The following is an 18,467-nucleotide window of genomic DNA, read 5'->3' as shown; positions in this document are numbered from 1 at the left end:
CTGTCTTAACAAGTTGTTGCGTGGGTTTAATGAATCCTGGGCTGGTTGGCTTTATTTCAAATCTCACAGTTTTATAGCCGTTCCCTGTTCCCTAAAACCTGGAACCTGAAACCCTACTCAAACGTTGATAAAGCGGAACAGGCTCCACATTTGGCACAGCCTGCTTTCATGTTGCTGGAGGACATGCCTGATTGTTTGAGTAATGCGCCAATTTGGGTATAAAGGGCGAACATAAAGGCACTATCGGGGGGCAGGTGATTGGCTAAGGGAGTGCCGGAGATAGGCACAAAGGGCACGACGAAGGGGTATACGCCGATTTGAATGAGGCGATCGCTAATTTCTACCAGTTCCTCTAAAGTGTCGCCTAAGCCTGCTAGCAGGTAGGTGTTAACTTGTCCCCAGCCAAAGACTTTGACGGCGGCAGCAAAGGCTTGAAAGTAGTAATCCAGTGGCACGGAGGCTTTTCCGGGCATGATTTGGGCGCGAACGGTGGGATTGACGGCTTCCAGGTGCATTCCTAAGTTGTCTACACCCGCGTCTTGAAGGCGTTGAAACCAGACAAAATCATCTGGTGGTTCGCACTGTACTTGGATGGGAACATCGACTCGTTGGCGGATGGCTTTAGCGCAGTCGGTTAAGTAGGCGGCACCGCGATCGCGGGTGTTAGGGGTGCCTATCGTCAGGACAATTTGCTGGATGCCGTCTAAGCGCACGGCGGCTTCTGCAACTTCTGCCAGGTGTGCTGGGGTTTTGCGGGCAATGGTGCGTCCGGCTTCTAAGGATTGCCCGATCGCGCAAAATTGGCAGGCAGTATCGCGATCGCCATAGCGCATACAGGTTTGCAATACCGTCGTAGCGAGAACATTGCGGCTATGCAATAGGGCGATTTGACTATAGGGAATGCCATCGGCGGTAGTGAGGCTATAAAACTTTGGCGCATCGGGAAAGGAAACGGTTGCAATGTCCTGTTGCTCAAGTTGTAAAACTGCTTGATTGGTGGCGGGGTTGAGCGTTGCCGTGTAAGGCGATCTCGCCGCTGTTCCAGTGTAAATCGGCACCATCACCGTCGTGCCATCGATCGTCATCGCCTTGTGATCGGAAGGTCCTGCGCCGCCTTTGCGCCCGGTTGCACCCGCAGCTATCTCAGCCGAATCCGCCCATTTCAATCCGTAAGTTTGAAGCTCCGTGATTAGCTGTTGCTTGTTCATTTGCTTAGTCACCATTGGCTTAGTCACTGGTTGGTTCATCCGGGCGATCGCTCCCACCGAAACTTTCTATCAGATTCCTGAATCAGCACATCGTTAATGCTTGCCTGCCGCCGTTGCATCAATCCATTTGCCGCAAATTCCCACTGTTCATTGCCATAGGCGCGATACCAGTAGCCAGAATCATCGTGCCACTCGTACTCAAAACACACCGAAATTCGATTCTCCGTAAAGCTCCAAAGCTCTTTTTTCAGGCGATAATCCAGTTCTTTTGCCCACTTGCGTTTGAGGAAAGCTGCGATCGCGGCTCGTCCCGTAAAAAACTCAGCCCGATTTCGCCACTCTGAATCTTCGGTATAAGCCAGGGCTACCCGTTCTGGATCGCGGCTATTCCAAGCATCTTCAGCCGCCTGCACTTTGACTTTGGCGGTTTCCAGGGTGAAAGGCGGTAAGGGAGGTTTAGTTTCCATAGTAATTAGGGGTCGGGTGTCAGAAGAGAGGCTAGGGGGCAGTTGAGTTTTGAGTTTTGAGTTTTGAATTTTGAGTTAGTGCTAGAAAGCAGGGCTAGGAATCGGGGATCAGGATAGGATTATCTACTTTTTGGGTCATTGAACTGAATGAAGCCGCAGTTGTAGCCCCATTGGCTGCCTCCTGTTTCCTATTCCCCATTCCCTGTTCCCGCACTACTGTTTGAGCATCAACGTTTACTCGCAGTTGCAGCAGTTCCGGACGAGCATAGTGACCGACGGAATCCATCATCCGTTTTCGTTTGGTGATGAGGGAAAAATCGAGATCGGCGATCGCCATGCCTTCACCCTCGGTAATGGGTGGACAGAGATGCACTCCTTCAGGGCTAATGATGGCAGTGTGGCAGCCCCCGCTCAACACCTTTTGCAGCTTGTCATCGGGGGTAATTTGGGCGATTTGCTCAGGGTCAAGCCAGCCCGTGGAGTTGACCACAAAGCAGCCTGCTTCCAGCGCATGATGTCGAATCGTCACCTCCATTTGGTCGGCAAAAATTTGTCCCACCATGGAGCCAGGAAACTGAGCGCAATGGATTTGTTCATGCTGCGCCATCAATGCAAATCGCGCCAGGGGATTGTAATGCTCCCAGCAGGCAAGCGCCCCCACTTTGCCGACGGCGGTATCCAACACGGTTAGCCCGGAGCCATCGCCCTGTCCCCACACCATGCGCTCGTGATAGGTGGGGGTGATTTTGCGCCGTTTTAATAACAGCGTGCCATCGGCATCAAAGATCAGTTGGGTGTTGTAAAGTGATCCGCCTTCTCGCTCATTCACCCCCAAAACAACCACCATGCTGTGCGATCGCGCAGCTTGACTGACTGCATCCGTGACCGCACTGGGCACCGTCACCGCTTCCTCATACAGCCGCATGTGTTCCTTCCCCATCAGTACCGGCGGTTGCACAAAGGAGAAATAAGGATAGTAGGGCACAAAGGTTTCAGGAAACACGATCAGTTGAACGCCCTCCGTGGCAGCTTTGGCGATCGCTGCCAACACCTTTTCCATCGTGCCCTCTCGACTAAACAACACCGGGCTAATTTGCACCGCCGCAGCACGAACGTTACGTGAGTAGTTCATAATCTAAAATCACTCGTCCCGGAAACCTGAAACCTACTACCTGAAACCTGTTACAGCGTCCAAGTATCCAAGATGAACGCACCATCTTTCCGATGCATCAACACTAAATCCAGCACATCTAGAGGGTTGATGGGGCGAATACCCGGAAGTAGCGCAGGTTCGCCATGACCATAGAGGGCTTGTAAGGCAAAACGGCAGGCATAAATTTTGCCGCCTTCAGCCATGAATTTGGTCAGATTATTAGCGAAGTTTTGGTGACCCGGAAACGCTTCGTCACCTAGCTTGGGAAAGCCCCGCTGAATGCCCAGTGTGACTCCGGGACCATAGAGCAAAATGGACGTTTCAAACCCTTTTCGCTGTAGGCGCAATGCTTGAAGTTGGTTCACCAATCCAATAGAGCCTTCAAAGGCAACAGTATGAAAGGTGACTAAGGCTTTTTCTCCGGGTTCGGCTTTAACGTCAGGAAATACTTTTTCTTCATAATCTACAAAAAAATCACCCGACTTATGGGCAGGAGTTGTTACTTCAGGCATGAGTCTTCCTCAATTAGAATCGCAAGTTTTGGTATGTACGATCGCAGTGCAAAGTTCGGTCTGCACCATGTAGCGAATACGATGCAGATTAAGAGGCATCACCAGTGTGATTTTGTGTATTTAGATACTAAGTTCCGAAGTCTAGCAGTAGTGATAGGTTGATTGCTAAAGAGATAAATAGTTTTTCTGACTTCATTGAGTTACCTATCTAAATCGATAGGGACTGGTAGAGTGATCAGATGATAATTCTAGTGAATTACTGAATCCAGCCCTGAACGATCGCCTGATGAAGTGCTTGATAGCGAGTTTTTGCCTTTAGCTTTGTCAGTACATTATTCATATGAAATTTGACGGTGCTTTCGCTAATGTGCAGATGGGCAGCAATATCGCGATCGCGCAATCCCTCAGCCAGTAGCTTCAGTATGTCTAACTCCCGTTCTGAAAGTAAAAAGGCAGGTTGGCTCGCGTCAATATTCCAGGTTTGTCCCTGATTAATCGCCACCACCGCTTCTAACAATTGGGCGGTCGTCGTTGATAAATCCACACACCCGATAATTCCTTTGGGCACCTGGTTGGTTTGCCGAATCCACAGCACGCGTCGACCAGATTCAACCTGGGTCAGATCATCGGTGAGTAAGGCGATCGCAGGATCAGGCACATCGCTAAGGGTGAGTCCAGCTAGAAGTGCCAGATGAGTAAATGCGGCTTGCAAGAGGGGCTGATGACAGTGGATGGTCAGCCGTTGCAGGATCTCACTTTTATCAGCATCCGTTTGGTAAGGCACCTGCAAGGACAACTGAAGCGCTTTTTGATTAGCACCCATTTGAGTGTGTACCATGCCGCCTGCGTAGGTTGTCATTAACCGCAGATTGGTTAAAGTGGCATGGGTTGCCTGGTGATCGAAGGTTGAATCTACAATAGGCACGATCGCTTCCAAGGTCACTGCTTCTGGACTGTAAAGCAAGCGGCAGTAAGTGCAGCCGAGTTGGTTCAAAGCCTGGGCAGATTGGAGAAACAGATAGATCAAGGGAGCCGCCAGGGGCTGTTCAGTGCCGATGAGGGTGAGTCGGGTTGAAGTGAGCAGCGCTGCCAATTGATCAGAAAGGGATAAATCCATTAGGCTAGGGCGCACAGCCGATGAGATCTTTAACTGCTGTTGGTATTGCAACGCGGCATCTAACGAGACAGACACCGTAGTACACAGCATTTGCAGCACTTCCAAAAATTCCGGTGCCATGGCGCGGTGGCTAAAGGTAGCTAATACACCGACTACGCGATCTCGCACCGTCAATGGATATCCGGCAAACCCGCGGATATTGTTGGCGATCGCCCACTCTCGATCTTTAACCCATGCCTCATCTGCTAAATGATTACTCAAAAACGACACCCGATTTTGGGCAATCTTGCCAACCTTATAGGCACCCATCGGCACCCGCGCAAAAGAGCCATTAATGTGGGTATACAACCCTGAAGAAGCCACTAATCGCAGAACCGTTTGCTCTGGTTCGACCAGCCAAATTCGAGCAAAGGCAATGTCAAACTTCTCGACTAATCCGTTTGTAACAGAGTGAGCAATGTCATCTGGCATCAAACAACCCGCGAAGCCTTGAGCAATTTCATTGCTGCGCTGAAGATCAAATAGCAACCGAGTTGAATCAAGTAAGTCGGCAACCATGTTCGGCATTCGATGAATTGCTTAACTATCCTGTTTCTATTGAGGCTTAGTTACGCAATAGACTTTGTATCTCAAGCTACCTCTTTCTATCATCATCCTATCTATTTAGGTAGGCTACCATTCCTCATATAAGCATTGCTCCTACTGCCCTCAATAAAGCCTGTCTATAAAATTAGACTTGAAGATTTTGTAGTAAAAGATACAGGAATACGGATTCTCAAATTCTATGGTCAAAGGATCATTGAGGAGTAAGGGTCGAGGGAAAAAGAGAATTCTTGCAGATTGCAAGATGCACCTTTCAATTGAGTCATTGACGAATGAACTAATCAACATTTTTGGTTAAAAATGAGCAATCACTATTCTGTCATCATTGTAGGAGGTGGTCAGGCTGGGCTGTCGATGAGCTATTGCTTAAAGCAGCAGGGTATTGATCACATTGTGTTTGAGAAAAACCAGATTGGCTATTCCTGGCAGGCAAAACGATGGGATTCATTTTGTTTGGTGACTCCTAATTGGCAATGTAAATTGCCCGGATATACCTATCCTGGAGCCGAACCGCACGGGTTTATGCAGAAGGACGCTATCGTTGAATATATCAAAGACTACGCAAAATCATTTGATCCACCCGTGAAAGAGGGTGTGGAGGTAACGAGCGTGCGTCAGCAGCCTGCACAGGATGGGTTTGAGGTTAGCACAACCCTTGGAGATTTCACTGCCGATCAAGTGGTGATTGCATCTGGTAGTTATCATTTGCCAAAGCTGCCAAAAATTGCGGAACGGCTGCCAGACAGCATTATGCAGCTTCATTCATCCGAATACAAAAATGCTCAGTCTTTACCGGATAAAGCTGTGTTAGTGGTTGGCACCGGGCAATCGGGCTGTCAGATTGCCGAAGATTTACACTTGGCAGGGAAACAGGTGCATTTGTGCGTGGGAGGCGCACCGCGATCGCCCCGTCGCTATCGAGGAAAAGATGTAGTGGATTGGCTGGAAGAACTCGGCTATTACGATTTATCCATTGATGATCATCCCCAAAAGGAGAAAGTTCGGACAAAGGCAAATCACTATGTCACGGGGCGTGATGGAGGGCGAGAAATTGATCTGAGACAATTTGCCTTAGAGGGCATGAAACTGCATGGCAGACTCAAAATTATTACTCCTAAAAAACTTGAATTTTGGGATGATCTAAAACAGAATTTAGATCAAGCCGATGCAGTGGCAGAAAGTATCAAAAAAACGATTGATGCATTCATCGAAAAACATCAGATTCAAGCACCTGTTGATCCACCATTTCATCCAGTCTGGCAACCGGAATCAGAATCCTTAGCATTAGAATTAGAGTCGGCAAATATTGGTGCCGTGGTTTGGTGTACAGGCTACCAGGCAGATTTTAGCTGGGTCGAAATTCCAGTATTTGACGGTAAGGGCTATCCAGGGCACGATCGCGGAGTGACCACTGTGCGAGGGCTTTACTTTTTGGGTTTGCCGTGGCTGTATACCTGGGGTTCTGGGCGCTTTTCAGGGATTGCACGGGATGCAAATTATTTGGCAGATTGCATTCTGGCGCGCCGCAAAATAATACATCCTAATCAGGCACGGGCGATCGTCAATGAAGTGGCACTGGGTTCATAGTACTAGCGGGTGTCAAGGTTGGATTTGTCGTACCCACAGGGCAAGTCCACCGCTACGTCCTCGTGCTGCAATAAAGTTTTCGGTGACGAGGAAGAAGGCGAAGAAGGGTAGCTTTGAGATCGATCGTTGCTCGAATGCGATCGCCGGATCACCGCTGCGAAAGTTGCCCGAATAAAGAGCTTTCCCAAACACCGAAAACTGTGCTTGGTTGAAGTCAAATACCAACAGATTTTTCTTGCCGGGATAGCGAAACGCTCCTGTAACCCGAAACAAAATAGAGCCGACCTGAATCTGGTTGCCAATTTCACCGCTGGAACTGTTTGGGTCACTATCAGCAGGCTGAATAAAGGAAATCTGAGCTTGGGCAATTTTAGGCACATAAATACCTTTTGCAGCTCGGAGCGATTGTCCATTTACTTTTGACAGCGTTGTGAAACAGAGCCGCCAGTGTCCCAACAATGCCTCTAAGGGGTAAGCCAACCGCTGTTGTTTTGCGACTTTTTCCGCTTCTACCATTGCAGCAATCACCACTTGAGCATTAGGGCGTTTCCCATCCCCATGAAAAGCGGCAGCGGCTTGACTCAGCGTGGCAACAAAAGTGGTATCCAGCGATTGAGAAGTATTTGAAGTTGGCATTGCTATGTCAAAAAATGGAAATGGATGAATAGTTTCATTGTCTCAGATTGAAAATAGTCTCGGTTCAGTGTAAGGGTAAGTTGATTAGCGATCGCAGATTTTTGTGAAGGCGATCGCTCTTTTACGGAAAAGATTTGCGAAAGGAACTGCTGGCAGGGTTAGGGATCGCGATCGCCCTAGGAAAACACTATGGTGCGGCTGACAATCATCACGAGTTTCATCCACCCATCAGCGTCTCAGAACAACCGTGATGATCAGCGTTAAGGTTGCCGATGCAATCAGTGTAAAAGCCAACTGTACTACCCACTGCGTCGCCTGCTGATAATTGCTAAATCGCTCATTGAACCGATCCTGATCTTGAGCAAACCGCTCTTGGTCTTGAGCAAATCGCTCCTGATCTTGAGCAAGCTTATCGAGTTTCTCAATCACATCAGATAGCGTTGGTTCACGATCGCCTGATTCTGCCATGCTCTATTTTCACCCTAGCGCTTATCCACTATCATACTGCGACGGAAAATCAAGCAATACAGGTGTATCTACTAGCAGCCCTTACCCTGGAGTCGCCATTGAATGTTTCAGTCATCAAAACTCTCATCTTTGATTAACCGTTTCAGAGCATCCTTTCCCTTAAAACAAACAGTCATTCTCCGTTTACAGCAAGGAGGTATTGGGCTGAGCTTACTTGCAGGGGTGTATCTATTTGTTCCGCCGTTGTGGAATGCAATTTCAGTCAGTCTAGAACAGCGAGTCGAGCCTCTCAAGCAACGTATTGCAAATTTAGATAAACAAATCAAGACCTCTTCCACGCCTTCAACTACAGATCTTAAGGAAATTGCCATCCTGGAGAAGGGACGAATTGATACAGAGCATAGCATTCGGACAACTATTATTCAGGCAACTGTTGGTTTTCTGGGAACCATAACTGTCTTTATTGCTTGGAAACAGTGGCAAGCTGCCCAAGAAAAACAGGTCGCTGAACGATTCAGCAAAGCCGTTGAGCAACTGGGTAGTGAGAACAATATCCACGCTCGACTAGGCGGAATTTATGCCTTGGAGCAAATTGCCAAGGATGCAGAGGAGAAGTATTACTGGCAGGTGATGGAAACCCTAACTTCCTATGTGCGGGAAAGGTCGCCCTATCTACCGAAAGATGCTGAACAACTGAATTTAGGCAACCAACCATCACCCGAAACACCGGAAGAGATTCCCTCACTGACAACCGATATTCAAGCTGTGATGACCGTTCTTGCTCGACGCAAGCACCACTATGGGCATCGCCTAGAATCTCATCCGCTAGATTTAAGAAGGGTCGATTTGCGTAACCTTGAACTCCCTCCAAACACGAACATGCAAGGGGCATACCTTACGGAAGCAAATCTGCAAGAGGTATACCTTACTGAGGTAAATCTAGAAGGAGCAAACCTTGGGAAGGTAAACCTAGAAGGAGCACACCTTATTAAGGCAAATCTACAAAGGGCACACCTTGGAGAAGCAAATCTACAAAAGGCATACCTTACTAATGCAAATTTGCAAGAGGCATATCTTGAGGAGGCAAATCTGCAAGGGGCATACCTTATAAAAGCAAATTTGCAAGAGGCATACCTTGTAAAGGCAAATCTGGAAGAGGCACAGCTTCGAAAGGTAAATTTGCAAGGGGCACAGCTTATGAAGGCAAACCTGAAAGGAGCGCATCTAGGGGAAGCAAATCTGGAAGGAGCAAACCTGTGGGAAGCAAATCTAGAAGGGGCAAAATTTAAGATACTTAAGCCTAAAGTGACTAAACAGCTTAGAGAAGGTGAGGCGATCGGATTGACTTGGGAGCAAATCAACCAGGCAGCGACTTACACCAAAGAGATGCTGCCAGATTACTTGCTCCAGCAGATTCCAGAAGTGCCAACAGCAGTGACTGAAGCAATTAACCCAGCTATGTCAGCGGCTGAATCTCCTCAGCATGAGGCAGAGGTAGAGCAGAAAGGCGATTCGGCGGCATCTTAGCCAACTTATAGGTCACAGCAAAACTGGCGCTAAACAGCCGCCAAGGAATGAGCTAACTTTCCAGCAATGTAGACGGCTTGGACGGCGCGATCGTCGCCCAACATCATCAGTCCAAAAACCTTTTGCGCCAACTCCTCTAGCGACTGGGCAGGAGATCCTTGGTTGCGAGTTGCCATTAGGGTTGTGGCTTTGGGGTCTAGCACAATAAAATCGGCTTCTTTGCCAGGATTAAAGTTACCAATTTTGTCGTCTAGGGAAAGCGCTTTTGCTCCGCCCAACGTTGCAAGGTATAACGCCTTAAATGCCGACAAAGATTCACCTTGAAGTTGAGCAACTTTATAGGCTTCGTGGGCGGTGTGCAAAATCGAAAAGCTAGTTCCTGCTCCAACATCGGTTCCAAAGCCGACCTTCACGGGGTGCAGGCTAGATTTTGCTTGGGCAAGTTTAAATAAACCACTGCCCAAAAATAAGTTTGAGGTGGGACAGAAGGCGATCGCGGATTTTGCATGGGACAATCGCTCAAATTCAGCATCCGTCAGGTGAACGCCGTGGGCGAAGATCGATTTTTCGCCGACTAATCCAGCGCGATCGTACACATTTAGATATCCTTGGCTTTCTGGAAATAGTTCCGCGACCCACGCTATTTCTCTCTTATTTTCTGACAGGTGAGTCTGCATGTAGACATCTGGAAACTCTTGCAGCAGTTGGGCGGCGATATGCAGTTGTTTAGGGGTACTAGTGGGAGCAAAACGGGGCGTGACGGCATAGAGTAACCGTCCGTTTTTATGCCATTTCTCAATCAGTCGCTTGCTGTCTTCGTAGGCAGTTTCGGGAGTATCAATCAAATAATCTGGCGCATTGCGATCCATCAACACTTTGCCAGAAATCATCCGCAAATTTCGCCGACTTGCCTCCTCAAAAAACGCATCGACGGATTCTGGATGAACCGTGGCAAATACAAGGGCTGTCGTGGTTCCTTGCTTGAGTAATTCATCAAAAAACAGCGTAGCAATTTTTTCGGCGTGAGCTTTATCTTTGAACTTTTTCTCAGTCGGAAACACATATTTACTGAGCCATTCCAAAAGCTGTTCGCCATAGGCAGCAATCATTTCATACTGCGAATAGTGAATATGGGTATCAATAAACCCCGGCATAATGAGTCGATCTGAATAAGTAGTCGTTGGAATATGGGAATAACGCGATCGCAGATCGTTGTAAGTTCCAAACTCGGCGATCGCGCCGTTCTCAACAATCAATAATCCGTCAGGAATGTATCGCACACTGTCCAACTCGGAAGTGTAAAACGGATCATCGATAAAGTCTAAAAAAGCACCACGAATGGCTTGCAGCGACTGATTGTTAGATGCAGACATAGGGTTAGCGAGTAAATTAATACTAAGGTTAAAAGTAGTTTGAGCTTTGAAATTGTAGGCTATTCCGAATTAACTTAAATCGTTTACTCAACTGCCTATGTGTTCAAAAAAACAAAGGGCGCTGTTTTAGATGCGGCTTGATCTCAAATTATTCTAAAGAGTTGGCGGGGGTTGCGAATATAGACTAGAACGCGATAGCTTTGCGCTCACTTGTCAGTTCGCTGCATTTTATCCGGATTTGATGGCGGAAGTGGAGTTTGTATCCAAGTAGCACTCCTCACACACCGCTCATGAATATTGTTTCTTCGCTTCGGTTTTTAGTCTGGAGCGCGATCGCCCTGAGTCCATTAGGATTTGCCAGTACTGCCCTAGCGGCTCCCGGTTCTTTCGTGGTGCCCACCGTGCCGATTAATGCGCCGACTGGTGGGAATTTCCCATATTCGCGATCGCCCGGTTCTGCGGTGGTCATCCCCACATTGCCCAGCCAATCCCCCTTACCCCGCTATCCCACAGCAACCAGTCCCATACAGACAAATCCACCGATCACCAGTCCCGGCAAACTGCCACCTTTGCCCAATCGCCCAAATACTGCCCCGATCGCCCAACCGCCTATTTCAACTGGCAAGCTAGCCTATCGAGTGGTCGTAAGCAATGCCGATGCTGCCAAAGTGGGCACTGTTGTTCCGGGCGCATTTCGGACGACGGTCAATGGACAAAGTGTCGTGCAGGCAGGCGTGTTTCGCGAGCAAGGCAAAGCTGCTGAACTCCAACAGATTTTGAATCGCAACAATTTACAAGCGATGGTGTTGCCCATACAGGCAAATGAGATTCCCTCCAGACAACCTTCGCCTAGTATCAACCCATCCCCTAACCCGAACTCAGTGCCAATGCCTGTGCCTAAAAGCGGCATTACCGTTGTGATCGATCCGGGGCATGGCGGCGGCGATCCTGGTGCAGTCGGTATTGGTGGCTTACAGGAAAAAGAGGTGACACTAGCAGTCTCGCAGCAGGTGGTGGCGTTGCTGAAGCAGAAAGGAGTGAACGCAATATTGACGCGATCAGGTGATCAAGAAGTTGAATTAGCGCCACGAGTAGACTTTGCAGAACGGGCGAATGCCGATGTGTTTGTCAGCATTCACGCCAATGCTTTTACGGCAAGTCGGACTGATGTGAGTGGAATTGAAACCTATTACTATGCAGGTGATGGACAAGCGCTTGCCCGAACGATTCAAAGTAATTTGCTGCAAGAATTGGGTGCCCGCGATCGCGGTGTCAAACAGGCAAACTTCTACGTCATCAAGTACACGGATATGCCAGCGGCACTGGTTGAAATCGGCTTTGTCACCGGGGCAGAAGATGCGGCTCGAATGGCAAGTGCAGCGGGGCGCAGCAAAATTGCTCAAGCGATCGCCCGTGCAATTTTGCAATATGTACAATCGTAAAAAAATGCGATCGTCTACGTTGACACCGAAACTATCGAAACTTTGGTAGGGTTTCAGAGCTATCAATTGAAAATTGAACAGTCTGAACTGTTGACAACAGTAGACATAATTCATGATGATCTTTGACAGCCGTAGACATTGGATAAAATGTGGAAAGATTCCGCCTGTGCATTCATTTGAGGGTGTTATTCAGATTTCGGGCATCGCCTCTTCAGGTAAAATATTCAGATTTTTTTTGGCTAACGTATAGGAAATATACGGAAAGTTTCTGAATTCTTCCCCGGCAAGGTGTTTATATGAAAAGTTTCTGTTTAATAATAGTTAGCCTTATATCCTCCACAACTGAGCCTGTAAAGGCTTGCATCCTAGAATATGTTGTTCCCTACCCTAAGGCAGTGTTAGTGTAGAACGAGATTATGGAATAAGGCAGATGAGTGAAAGCTATAGTTTTGAAGTTCTATGTGTCGATCCTCAAAATAAGACAGTATTACAAGAACCTCAAAATGTTATTCATGCTCTGATAGCAAATTCGATATTATGGCAATCTGCGATTCTAAATGGTACTGCCCCCAACTTAGAAATTAAGGATGGAGATCTTCTAACAATCGTAAAAAAATTAGAGGTAGCATCTTCATCAGAAACTCTGCTTAAAAGAGGTTTCTCAGTAAAGTGTTCAGGTTCCTATGAAAGATTAGAAAATATCAGGCTGCCTATGTGCCAGTATCTGAAGGCTCAAGGGTTTGACTTTGTATATATTCTTCTTGATGAAGTTTCTGAGTATATTGCACAACAGATATATCCAAGCATAAACAAAGTTGAAAATCGTCTTAGAAAGTACATCATCAAGTTTTTTATAACGAAGCTTGGTCCAAATTGGTGGGAAGTGACTGCCGATGCTGAAATGAAAAAGAAGGCTAGTTCTAGACAACAAAATGAGCCAGTTTTTGGAAAAGTAATTGACAACAAAATATACCTCATAGACTTTGGTGAACTTGGCAAAATAGTCCATCAACAGTCATCAGGTTATATTAGTCGAGAAGACATCATCAAAAAAGTCTTGTCTATGGAGGACAGTGCTGATGCTGTTGGAAAATTGAAAGAAGAATTGCAAAGTAATTATACAAAGTTTTTCAAAGAAACCTTTAAGGATCAGAATTTCCAGCATCAGTGGGAAGAGGTTGAGAAGTTGCGACATAAAGTTGCACACAACAACCTATTTACTAATGAAGATCTTCAGAACTGTCAGAAGCTCTGTACATCGCTTCTTCAAATCATTGAGGATGCAAATTCAAAGGTTGAAACTATTAGTTTTAGTCTAGATGACTTGGAAACTATCAAATCTAATATTATTGAAGTAGCTAATCCATACAAAGTAATCTCTGATGATGAACTTTTGAAATATTTGAAGGAAAGACAGGACTATTACTCGCGGACTAATGGTTTTGTAGGATTAGCCAGCTTTGTCAAAAATTATCTAGGGCTACTTGGCTATGATTACTCAGCGTCATTTTCAGTAGTTACTCAACTTGAGCAGCAGAATAAGGTTGAGGTCTATTATGTTGACGGTCCAAATGGCAACCAAGTGGCAGCCGTTAAGCTTAGTGATTCAAATACTCCTACCCATGCTCTAGCAAGGGCTAACAATTCTGGTGCAGCGGATTGACCAAGTGGCTTAGGCTATATACAAAGACCTTAGCAATCGCTGACTAGAGCCGTTAGCTTCTTCATGCTGGTAGTTTTTATCAACTCAACCACCTGATTGTTTAGCTAAAAATACCGTTAAAAAATTCCAACGTTTCTTTCAACTCAGTGATGAATACATCGATCTCCTCGCGAGTATTGTAGAAGTAGAGGCTGGCACGAGCACTAGAGGAAATATTCAAAAGGCGATGTAGGGGTTGGGTGCAATGATGCCCAGAACGGATCGCCACACCTGCTTGATCCAACAAGGTAGATAGATCATTCGCATGAACATCGCCCACAGTAAACGCTGCCAACGCTGCCCGTCCGCTGCCGTCTGTTTTGGGTTTAGGTCCCAGGATTTGCAGGTTGGGGATTTGCTCAAGCTGCTGGAACAGGTAAGCCGTCAGTTCTTCTTCATAGGCGTGAATTTTGTCCATGCCGATCGCGCTCAGATAATCGATCGCCGCACCGAGGGCAATGGCTTCTGCGATCGCTGGCGTTCCCGCTTCAAATTTGTGGGGCAGTTCGGCGTAAGTGGAGTGATCAAAAAACACATCGGCAATCATTTCGCCGCCGCCCATAAACGGAGGCATCGCATTCAGCAGATCGAGTTTGCCATAGAGAAAGCCAATTCCCGTTGGCGCACACATTTTATGCCCTGAGGCCACCAGCCAATCACAATCAATATCCTGGACATCGAGCGGCAAATGGGGCGCACTTTGACAGGCATCGATCAGCACCTTCGCGCTATGACGATGTGCCTCCATACAGATTTCCTTCACCGGATTGATGCAGCCCAAGGTATTCGACACATGCACCACCGACACGAGCTTAGTTTTGTCCGACAGCAATGATTTGAACTGGTCAAAGTCAAATTCTTCTGTGTCGGTGAGTTGCACAAACTTCAGTACCGCGCCCGTTCTCTGTGCCACAAACTGCCAGGGCACTAGATTGCTGTGATGCTCCATTACCGTCAGAATAATTTCGTCACCCGGTTTTAGCGTACTCATACCCCAGCTATAGGCAACGAGGTTAATTGCTTCGCTGGCATTGCGGGTGTAGATAATTTCATTGCGGGAGGCGGCGTGGATAAAGGCGGCAATCTTATCTCGTGCGCCCTCATAGGCATCCGTTGCGCGGGAACTGAGGGTATGTGCCCCGCGATGTACGTTGGCGTTGTCGTGTTCATAGTAGTAGCGCAGGGCATCTAAGACGGCGATCGGCTTTTGGGAGGTGGCGGCATTGTCTAGATATATCAGTGGTTTCCCATTCACGTCCTGATTGAGAACAGGGAAGTCGGCATGGACGGTGGCAGCGAGGGATTTAGCTTGAGTGAAGGTCATAAGAATAAGGGGCGAGGGATTAGGGAAAGGGGTGCATAGACCTGGACACCGGATAGCTTAAATGCACGCTTGTTGTGTCTTTACGAGATCAGCTAGCCGATTTTTCAACGAGGCAACGGGAATCTGATCAATCACTTCATAGGCAAAAGCATAGACCAGCAGTTTTCGGGCGCTAACTTCATCAATGCCGCGACTTTGGAGATAAAATACTTCATCGGTGTCGAGTTGGCTAACCGTAGCTCCATGAGCGCACTTGACGTTATCAGCAACAATCTCAAGTTGAGGTTTAGTGTCGATTCGCGCTTTGGGCGACAGCAGCAGGGTATTGCTCAACTGTCCGGCGTTAGTGAGTTGAGCAGCTTTAGGCACAAACACTTTACCGTTAAAAATCCCGTGGGCGTGATCATCAACAATACATTTGTGAATCTGGCGGCTGGTACTGTGGGGCTTGGTGAAGGAAATCAGGCTATGAGTATCGCCAACCTGATCCCCTGTAATCATCGTCAGTCCATTCAATACCGTACCTGTCTGCTCACCGATTTGATAAACCTCTAAATTATGGCGAGACAGCTTGCCGCCCAAGCTAATCGCAGTGCAGGTATAGCGAGAATCTCGCGCTTGAGCTGCAATCGTTTTGCCAATGTGAAACGCTTCAGCACTATCGCGTTGAATTCGGGTATGTTTCACCTCAGCATTGTCTGCCACCACGATTTCTGTCACCGAATTGGTGAAATATATGCCTTCATGCAGTGCGACAAACTCCTCAATCAGGGTGAACTTGCTGCCAGATTCGGCAATCACCAGGCAACGAGGATGGGCGATCGCGGGTTGAGTTGCGGTTGACACATACAAAATCTGAATCGGGATATCAACAACCTGATCTTTTTCAACCCAAATCATAGCGCCATCGATAAAGCTGGCAGTGTTCAAGGTGGTAAAAACCTCTTCTGCTCCCGGCTGCTGGGCGAGGTGAGTTGAAAACTCCTTGAATTGCGCTGCCGTTGCTAGATTGGTGACCAGCACTCCATCGGGCAAACCATCCACTGCGGACAACGCGGGATCGTATACGCCATTGACAAACACCAAGCGACTGCTAACCGCTTCTGGCAGAATAAAGGGCTGAATGTGCGGAAAGCTGAGGCTGGAGGGATCATTGACCGTTTGAAAGTTGACTTGTAATAGCGATGACAAATCTGCAAATCGCCATTCTTCATCACGAGTGGAGGGGATCGCCAGTTCTTGGACTCTGGCAGTGGCGCGATCGCGAATCACGTTTAATCCAATCAGTGACTCAGGCAGTGGGGATCGAAGATGCAGCAGGGTTTGTAGATAAGCTGCGCGATCGCCTTTGATAGAAAGCCCCACGTTGCCAACTTCAGAGACAGTCGATAGTTCCATCATCGTGCTGCAATCTCCTCTTCCCGAATCCAGGTGTAGCCGCGCTCTTCCAGTTCCAGCGCCAGTTCTTTGCCACCCGTGGTCACAATCTGTCCGCCTTCCATGACATGTACATAGTCCGGCACGATGTAATCCAACAAGCGTTGATAGTGGGTAATCAATACCACTGCATTCTCAGGGGTAGTCAACTGATTCACGCCACCGGATACAATCCGAAGAGCATCAATATCTAGACCAGAATCGGTTTCATCTAAAATGGCTAGCTTTGGTTCCAGTAGCGCCATCTGCAAGATCTCGTTGCGCTTCTTCTCGCCACCGGAAAAGCCTTCATTCACACTGCGATCGAGAAACGCCGGATTCATCTTCACGACATCCAGCTTTTGCTGCACCAAGTCTTCAAAATCGAAGGTATCGAGTTCATCCAACCCCGCAAATTTGCGCTTGGAGTTATACGCCACTCGCAAAAAGTCGAGGTTGCTAACACCGGGAATTTCGATTGGATATTGGAAGGCGAGAAAGATGCCAGAACGCGATCGATCTTCTGCTTCCAACTCCAACAAATTTTGTCCTAAATAGGTGACTTCTCCACCCGTTACGGTGTAATCAGGATGCCCTGCCAAAATTTTGGAAAAGGTGCTTTTTCCTGATCCATTGGGTCCCATAATCGCGTGAATTTCGCCCGCTTTCACTTCCAGATTCAACCCCTTGAGAATCTGGATGCCCTCCACCTCAGCAGTCAAATCTTTCACCGACAAAATCACTTCACTGTTCTCTTGAATCACCATTCGACTCCCAAACTAATTTCACCCAAAATCATTTCTTAAATCTAAATAAGCTTATGTCTTTAGCAAGCGGCAGTAAGCAATTCTGTTGTTGTCGCTAGATTCTTCTTTAATGCGGTCAAAGAAACATACCGCTGATTCTGAACAAAAGCAGTGGGTCTGCCAGAAGCACTCTTTAAGTCATTTCTAATATCATGTGAAAGTCGAACGGTTTCCGGTGAATCTAGAGAAGATAAAAAGAAGACTTTAAACTTCACTCTATACCTAGAATTATTATGGGCTTTCAATTGATCAACCAACTGCTGTAGTTTCTGCTTGACTGTCGGATCTAATTCAGTTGCTTCTGCGATCGCTTCCTCTGTCAAGTCAATCTCTTCTAGTGGTTTATGCAAAATTTTTGCAATATGCCGATCAATTACGCCATTATGGTAAAAACCGACATATTCAACTCTTTGAAATGAGCGATTCGGTTGGCAAAGATAAACAGAAAAGTTTTGGTAATCACCGATTGCTGATTTAGCAGGAACAATCAGAACAGCATCGGACTTACCACTATTGACTAATCCCTCAGCTAACAGCATTTGAACTAATTCTCGCAGTAAGAATCGTTCTTGCTCACTAGGAGGAGAGAAGTCTGAGGTTAACCAAGATTCACCAGTTTCACTATTTTCAGAAGTTGCAGTAATTTCAGCGATCGCTGAGTATAAATCGTTAAAACTTGCCCAGACAGTCAAATCAGATTTTAGATCCTTAATAACTTGAGGCTCTTCATAATCAGGAGTTAAAACCAGCAGCTTTTTCTTAGCAGAATCAGGGACTTTGCATAGTGCATCCAAATGTCCCCGAAGTTGATGAGGATCAACAGCATTTTGCACCGTCTTTGTTTCAATCCAATAAGCAAATGATGCTTGCAATGCACCATCAGGAACCCGCCCTGTTTTGCCAGACTTAATCTGATTTTTTATCTGCAAAAGTGGTAGATTTGGTTCCTCACACAAAATTTGAAGGATTCTTTCTACCAATGCGAACGAAATTCGCTCGAAGACTGCAAGAATACTTGCCGTGACGCGGTTTTCTCCTTGGCTGTAGCGTGAAAATAACGGATTAGGCATACTGATGCTTAAAAACAAACTCTACATCAACAACATTCTGGCAACGTCAGGGCTTT

Annotated in this window: 16 protein-coding genes; 4 read left to right on the top strand and 12 right to left on the bottom strand. The window is 47.1% G+C overall.

Annotation, left to right across the window (positions count from 1 at the left end):
* Nucleotides 1-113 precede the first annotated feature (113 nt).
* From AC1S5B_RS26045 to AC1S5B_RS26025, 5 genes are all read right to left on the bottom strand, one after another.
* Entirely contained in the window at nt 114-1,247 is a 1,134-nt protein-coding gene (locus AC1S5B_RS26045) for an MSMEG_0568 family radical SAM protein (protein ID WP_482038573.1), read from the bottom strand.
* Nucleotides 1,244-1,675, bottom strand: coding sequence for a nuclear transport factor 2 family protein (locus tag AC1S5B_RS26040; RefSeq protein WP_482038572.1), 432 nt, complete (start codon nt 1,673-1,675; stop codon nt 1,244-1,246). Before AC1S5B_RS26040 ends, AC1S5B_RS26045 begins: the two co-directional genes overlap by 4 nt.
* Nucleotides 1,676-1,769: 94 nt before the next feature.
* Complete coding sequence (locus AC1S5B_RS26035) at nt 1,770-2,807, bottom strand: Nit6803 family nitrilase (protein WP_482038571.1); 1,038 nt, start codon at nt 2,805-2,807, stop codon at nt 1,770-1,772.
* A 50-nt stretch (nt 2,808-2,857) separates the two neighbouring features.
* A complete protein-coding gene (locus AC1S5B_RS26030; RefSeq protein ID WP_482038570.1) occupies nt 2,858-3,340 on the bottom strand; it encodes an MSMEG_0572/Sll0783 family nitrogen starvation response protein in 483 nt (160 codons plus the stop codon).
* Between the two features lie 256 nt (nt 3,341-3,596).
* Nucleotides 3,597-5,024 carry a LuxR C-terminal-related transcriptional regulator gene (locus AC1S5B_RS26025; RefSeq protein WP_482038569.1) on the bottom strand — a complete coding sequence of 476 codons (1,428 nt, stop codon included), beginning with the start codon at nt 5,022-5,024 and terminating at the stop codon, nt 3,597-3,599.
* Nucleotides 5,025-5,360: 336 nt separating this feature from the next.
* On the opposite strand from AC1S5B_RS26025, the gene AC1S5B_RS26020 reads away from it, so the two are divergent.
* Nucleotides 5,361-6,647 (top strand): MSMEG_0569 family flavin-dependent oxidoreductase, encoded by a 1,287-nt coding sequence (locus AC1S5B_RS26020; RefSeq protein WP_482038568.1) that lies wholly within the window; start codon nt 5,361-5,363, stop codon nt 6,645-6,647.
* Nucleotides 6,648-6,659: 12 nt separating this feature from the next.
* Here AC1S5B_RS26020 and AC1S5B_RS26015 read toward each other — a convergent pair whose 3' ends face one another.
* Nucleotides 6,660-7,283 (bottom strand): hypothetical protein, encoded by a 624-nt coding sequence (locus AC1S5B_RS26015; RefSeq protein WP_482038567.1) that lies wholly within the window; start codon nt 7,281-7,283, stop codon nt 6,660-6,662.
* A 228-nt stretch (nt 7,284-7,511) separates the two neighbouring features.
* Entirely contained in the window at nt 7,512-7,751 is a 240-nt protein-coding gene (locus AC1S5B_RS26010; protein WP_482038566.1) for a ssr2422 family thylakoid membrane protein, read from the bottom strand.
* A gap of 102 nt (nt 7,752-7,853) precedes the next feature.
* On the opposite strand from AC1S5B_RS26010, the gene AC1S5B_RS26005 reads away from it, so the two are divergent.
* A complete protein-coding gene (locus AC1S5B_RS26005; RefSeq protein WP_482038565.1) occupies nt 7,854-9,278 on the top strand; it encodes a pentapeptide repeat-containing protein in 1,425 nt (474 codons plus the stop codon).
* A gap of 29 nt (nt 9,279-9,307) precedes the next feature.
* On the opposite strand, the gene guaD is transcribed toward AC1S5B_RS26005, so the two are convergent.
* Nucleotides 9,308-10,651 carry a guanine deaminase gene (gene guaD / locus AC1S5B_RS26000; protein WP_482038564.1) on the bottom strand — a complete coding sequence of 448 codons (1,344 nt, stop codon included), beginning with the start codon at nt 10,649-10,651 and terminating at the stop codon, nt 9,308-9,310.
* A 290-nt stretch (nt 10,652-10,941) separates the two neighbouring features.
* On the opposite strand from guaD, the gene AC1S5B_RS25995 reads away from it, so the two are divergent.
* On the top strand, nt 10,942-12,093 hold the full coding sequence (locus AC1S5B_RS25995) for an N-acetylmuramoyl-L-alanine amidase family protein (protein WP_482038563.1): 1,152 nt from the start codon (nt 10,942-10,944) through the stop codon (nt 12,091-12,093).
* Nucleotides 12,094-12,523: 430 nt separating this feature from the next.
* Nucleotides 12,524-13,756, top strand: a complete 1,233-nt coding sequence (locus AC1S5B_RS25990) for a hypothetical protein (protein ID WP_482038562.1) — start codon at nt 12,524-12,526, stop codon at nt 13,754-13,756.
* Nucleotides 13,757-13,856: 100 nt separating this feature from the next.
* Here AC1S5B_RS25990 and AC1S5B_RS25985 read toward each other — a convergent pair whose 3' ends face one another.
* The 4 genes from AC1S5B_RS25985 to AC1S5B_RS25970 are packed head-to-tail and all read right to left on the bottom strand — an operon-like array spanning nt 13,857 to nt 18,411.
* Nucleotides 13,857-15,119, bottom strand: a complete 1,263-nt coding sequence (locus AC1S5B_RS25985; RefSeq protein WP_482038561.1) for a SufS family cysteine desulfurase — start codon at nt 15,117-15,119, stop codon at nt 13,857-13,859.
* A gap of 57 nt (nt 15,120-15,176) precedes the next feature.
* Complete coding sequence (gene sufD, locus AC1S5B_RS25980; RefSeq protein ID WP_482038560.1) at nt 15,177-16,520, bottom strand: Fe-S cluster assembly protein SufD; 1,344 nt, start codon at nt 16,518-16,520, stop codon at nt 15,177-15,179.
* Nucleotides 16,517-17,302 carry a Fe-S cluster assembly ATPase SufC gene (gene sufC / locus AC1S5B_RS25975; RefSeq protein ID WP_482038559.1) on the bottom strand — a complete coding sequence of 262 codons (786 nt, stop codon included), beginning with the start codon at nt 17,300-17,302 and terminating at the stop codon, nt 16,517-16,519. The genes sufD and sufC overlap by 4 nt, the downstream gene beginning before the upstream one ends.
* 59 nt (nt 17,303-17,361) lie before the next feature.
* The gene (locus tag AC1S5B_RS25970; protein ID WP_482038558.1) at nt 17,362-18,411 is read right to left on the bottom strand and encodes a hypothetical protein; all 1,050 of its coding nucleotides are present in this window, start codon (nt 18,409-18,411) and stop codon (nt 17,362-17,364) included.
* Between the last annotated feature and the right edge of the window lie 56 nt (nt 18,412-18,467).

It is taken from the genome of Leptolyngbya sp. CALU 1928 (assembly GCF_056784215.1).
Note: the sequence above shows the minus strand (reverse complement) of the source record. Positions and strands in the feature narration are given on the sequence as shown.

What these genes read in the sequence shown, in the direction of transcription:
- AC1S5B_RS26045 (WP_482038573.1), bottom strand. Translation starts at nt 1,247, where the DNA reads ATGAACCAACCAGTGACTAAGCCAATGGTGACTAAGCAAATGAACAAG.
- AC1S5B_RS26040 (WP_482038572.1), bottom strand. Translation starts at nt 1,675, where the DNA reads ATGGAAACTAAACCTCCCTTACCGCCTTTCACCCTGGAAACCGCCAAA.
- AC1S5B_RS26035 (WP_482038571.1), bottom strand. Translation starts at nt 2,807, where the DNA reads ATGAACTACTCACGTAACGTTCGTGCTGCGGCGGTGCAAATTAGCCCG.
- AC1S5B_RS26030 (WP_482038570.1), bottom strand. Translation starts at nt 3,340, where the DNA reads ATGCCTGAAGTAACAACTCCTGCCCATAAGTCGGGTGATTTTTTTGTA.
- AC1S5B_RS26025 (WP_482038569.1), bottom strand. Translation starts at nt 5,024, where the DNA reads ATGCCGAACATGGTTGCCGACTTACTTGATTCAACTCGGTTGCTATTT.
- AC1S5B_RS26020 (WP_482038568.1), top strand. Translation starts at nt 5,361, where the DNA reads ATGAGCAATCACTATTCTGTCATCATTGTAGGAGGTGGTCAGGCTGGG.
- AC1S5B_RS26015 (WP_482038567.1), bottom strand. Translation starts at nt 7,283, where the DNA reads ATGCCAACTTCAAATACTTCTCAATCGCTGGATACCACTTTTGTTGCC.
- AC1S5B_RS26010 (WP_482038566.1), bottom strand. Translation starts at nt 7,751, where the DNA reads ATGGCAGAATCAGGCGATCGTGAACCAACGCTATCTGATGTGATTGAG.
- AC1S5B_RS26005 (WP_482038565.1), top strand. Translation starts at nt 7,854, where the DNA reads ATGTTTCAGTCATCAAAACTCTCATCTTTGATTAACCGTTTCAGAGCA.
- guaD (WP_482038564.1), bottom strand. Translation starts at nt 10,651, where the DNA reads ATGTCTGCATCTAACAATCAGTCGCTGCAAGCCATTCGTGGTGCTTTT.
- AC1S5B_RS25995 (WP_482038563.1), top strand. Translation starts at nt 10,942, where the DNA reads ATGAATATTGTTTCTTCGCTTCGGTTTTTAGTCTGGAGCGCGATCGCC.
- AC1S5B_RS25990 (WP_482038562.1), top strand. Translation starts at nt 12,524, where the DNA reads ATGAGTGAAAGCTATAGTTTTGAAGTTCTATGTGTCGATCCTCAAAAT.
- AC1S5B_RS25985 (WP_482038561.1), bottom strand. Translation starts at nt 15,119, where the DNA reads ATGACCTTCACTCAAGCTAAATCCCTCGCTGCCACCGTCCATGCCGAC.
- sufD (WP_482038560.1), bottom strand. Translation starts at nt 16,520, where the DNA reads ATGATGGAACTATCGACTGTCTCTGAAGTTGGCAACGTGGGGCTTTCT.
- sufC (WP_482038559.1), bottom strand. Translation starts at nt 17,302, where the DNA reads ATGGTGATTCAAGAGAACAGTGAAGTGATTTTGTCGGTGAAAGATTTG.
- AC1S5B_RS25970 (WP_482038558.1), bottom strand. Translation starts at nt 18,411, where the DNA reads ATGCCTAATCCGTTATTTTCACGCTACAGCCAAGGAGAAAACCGCGTC.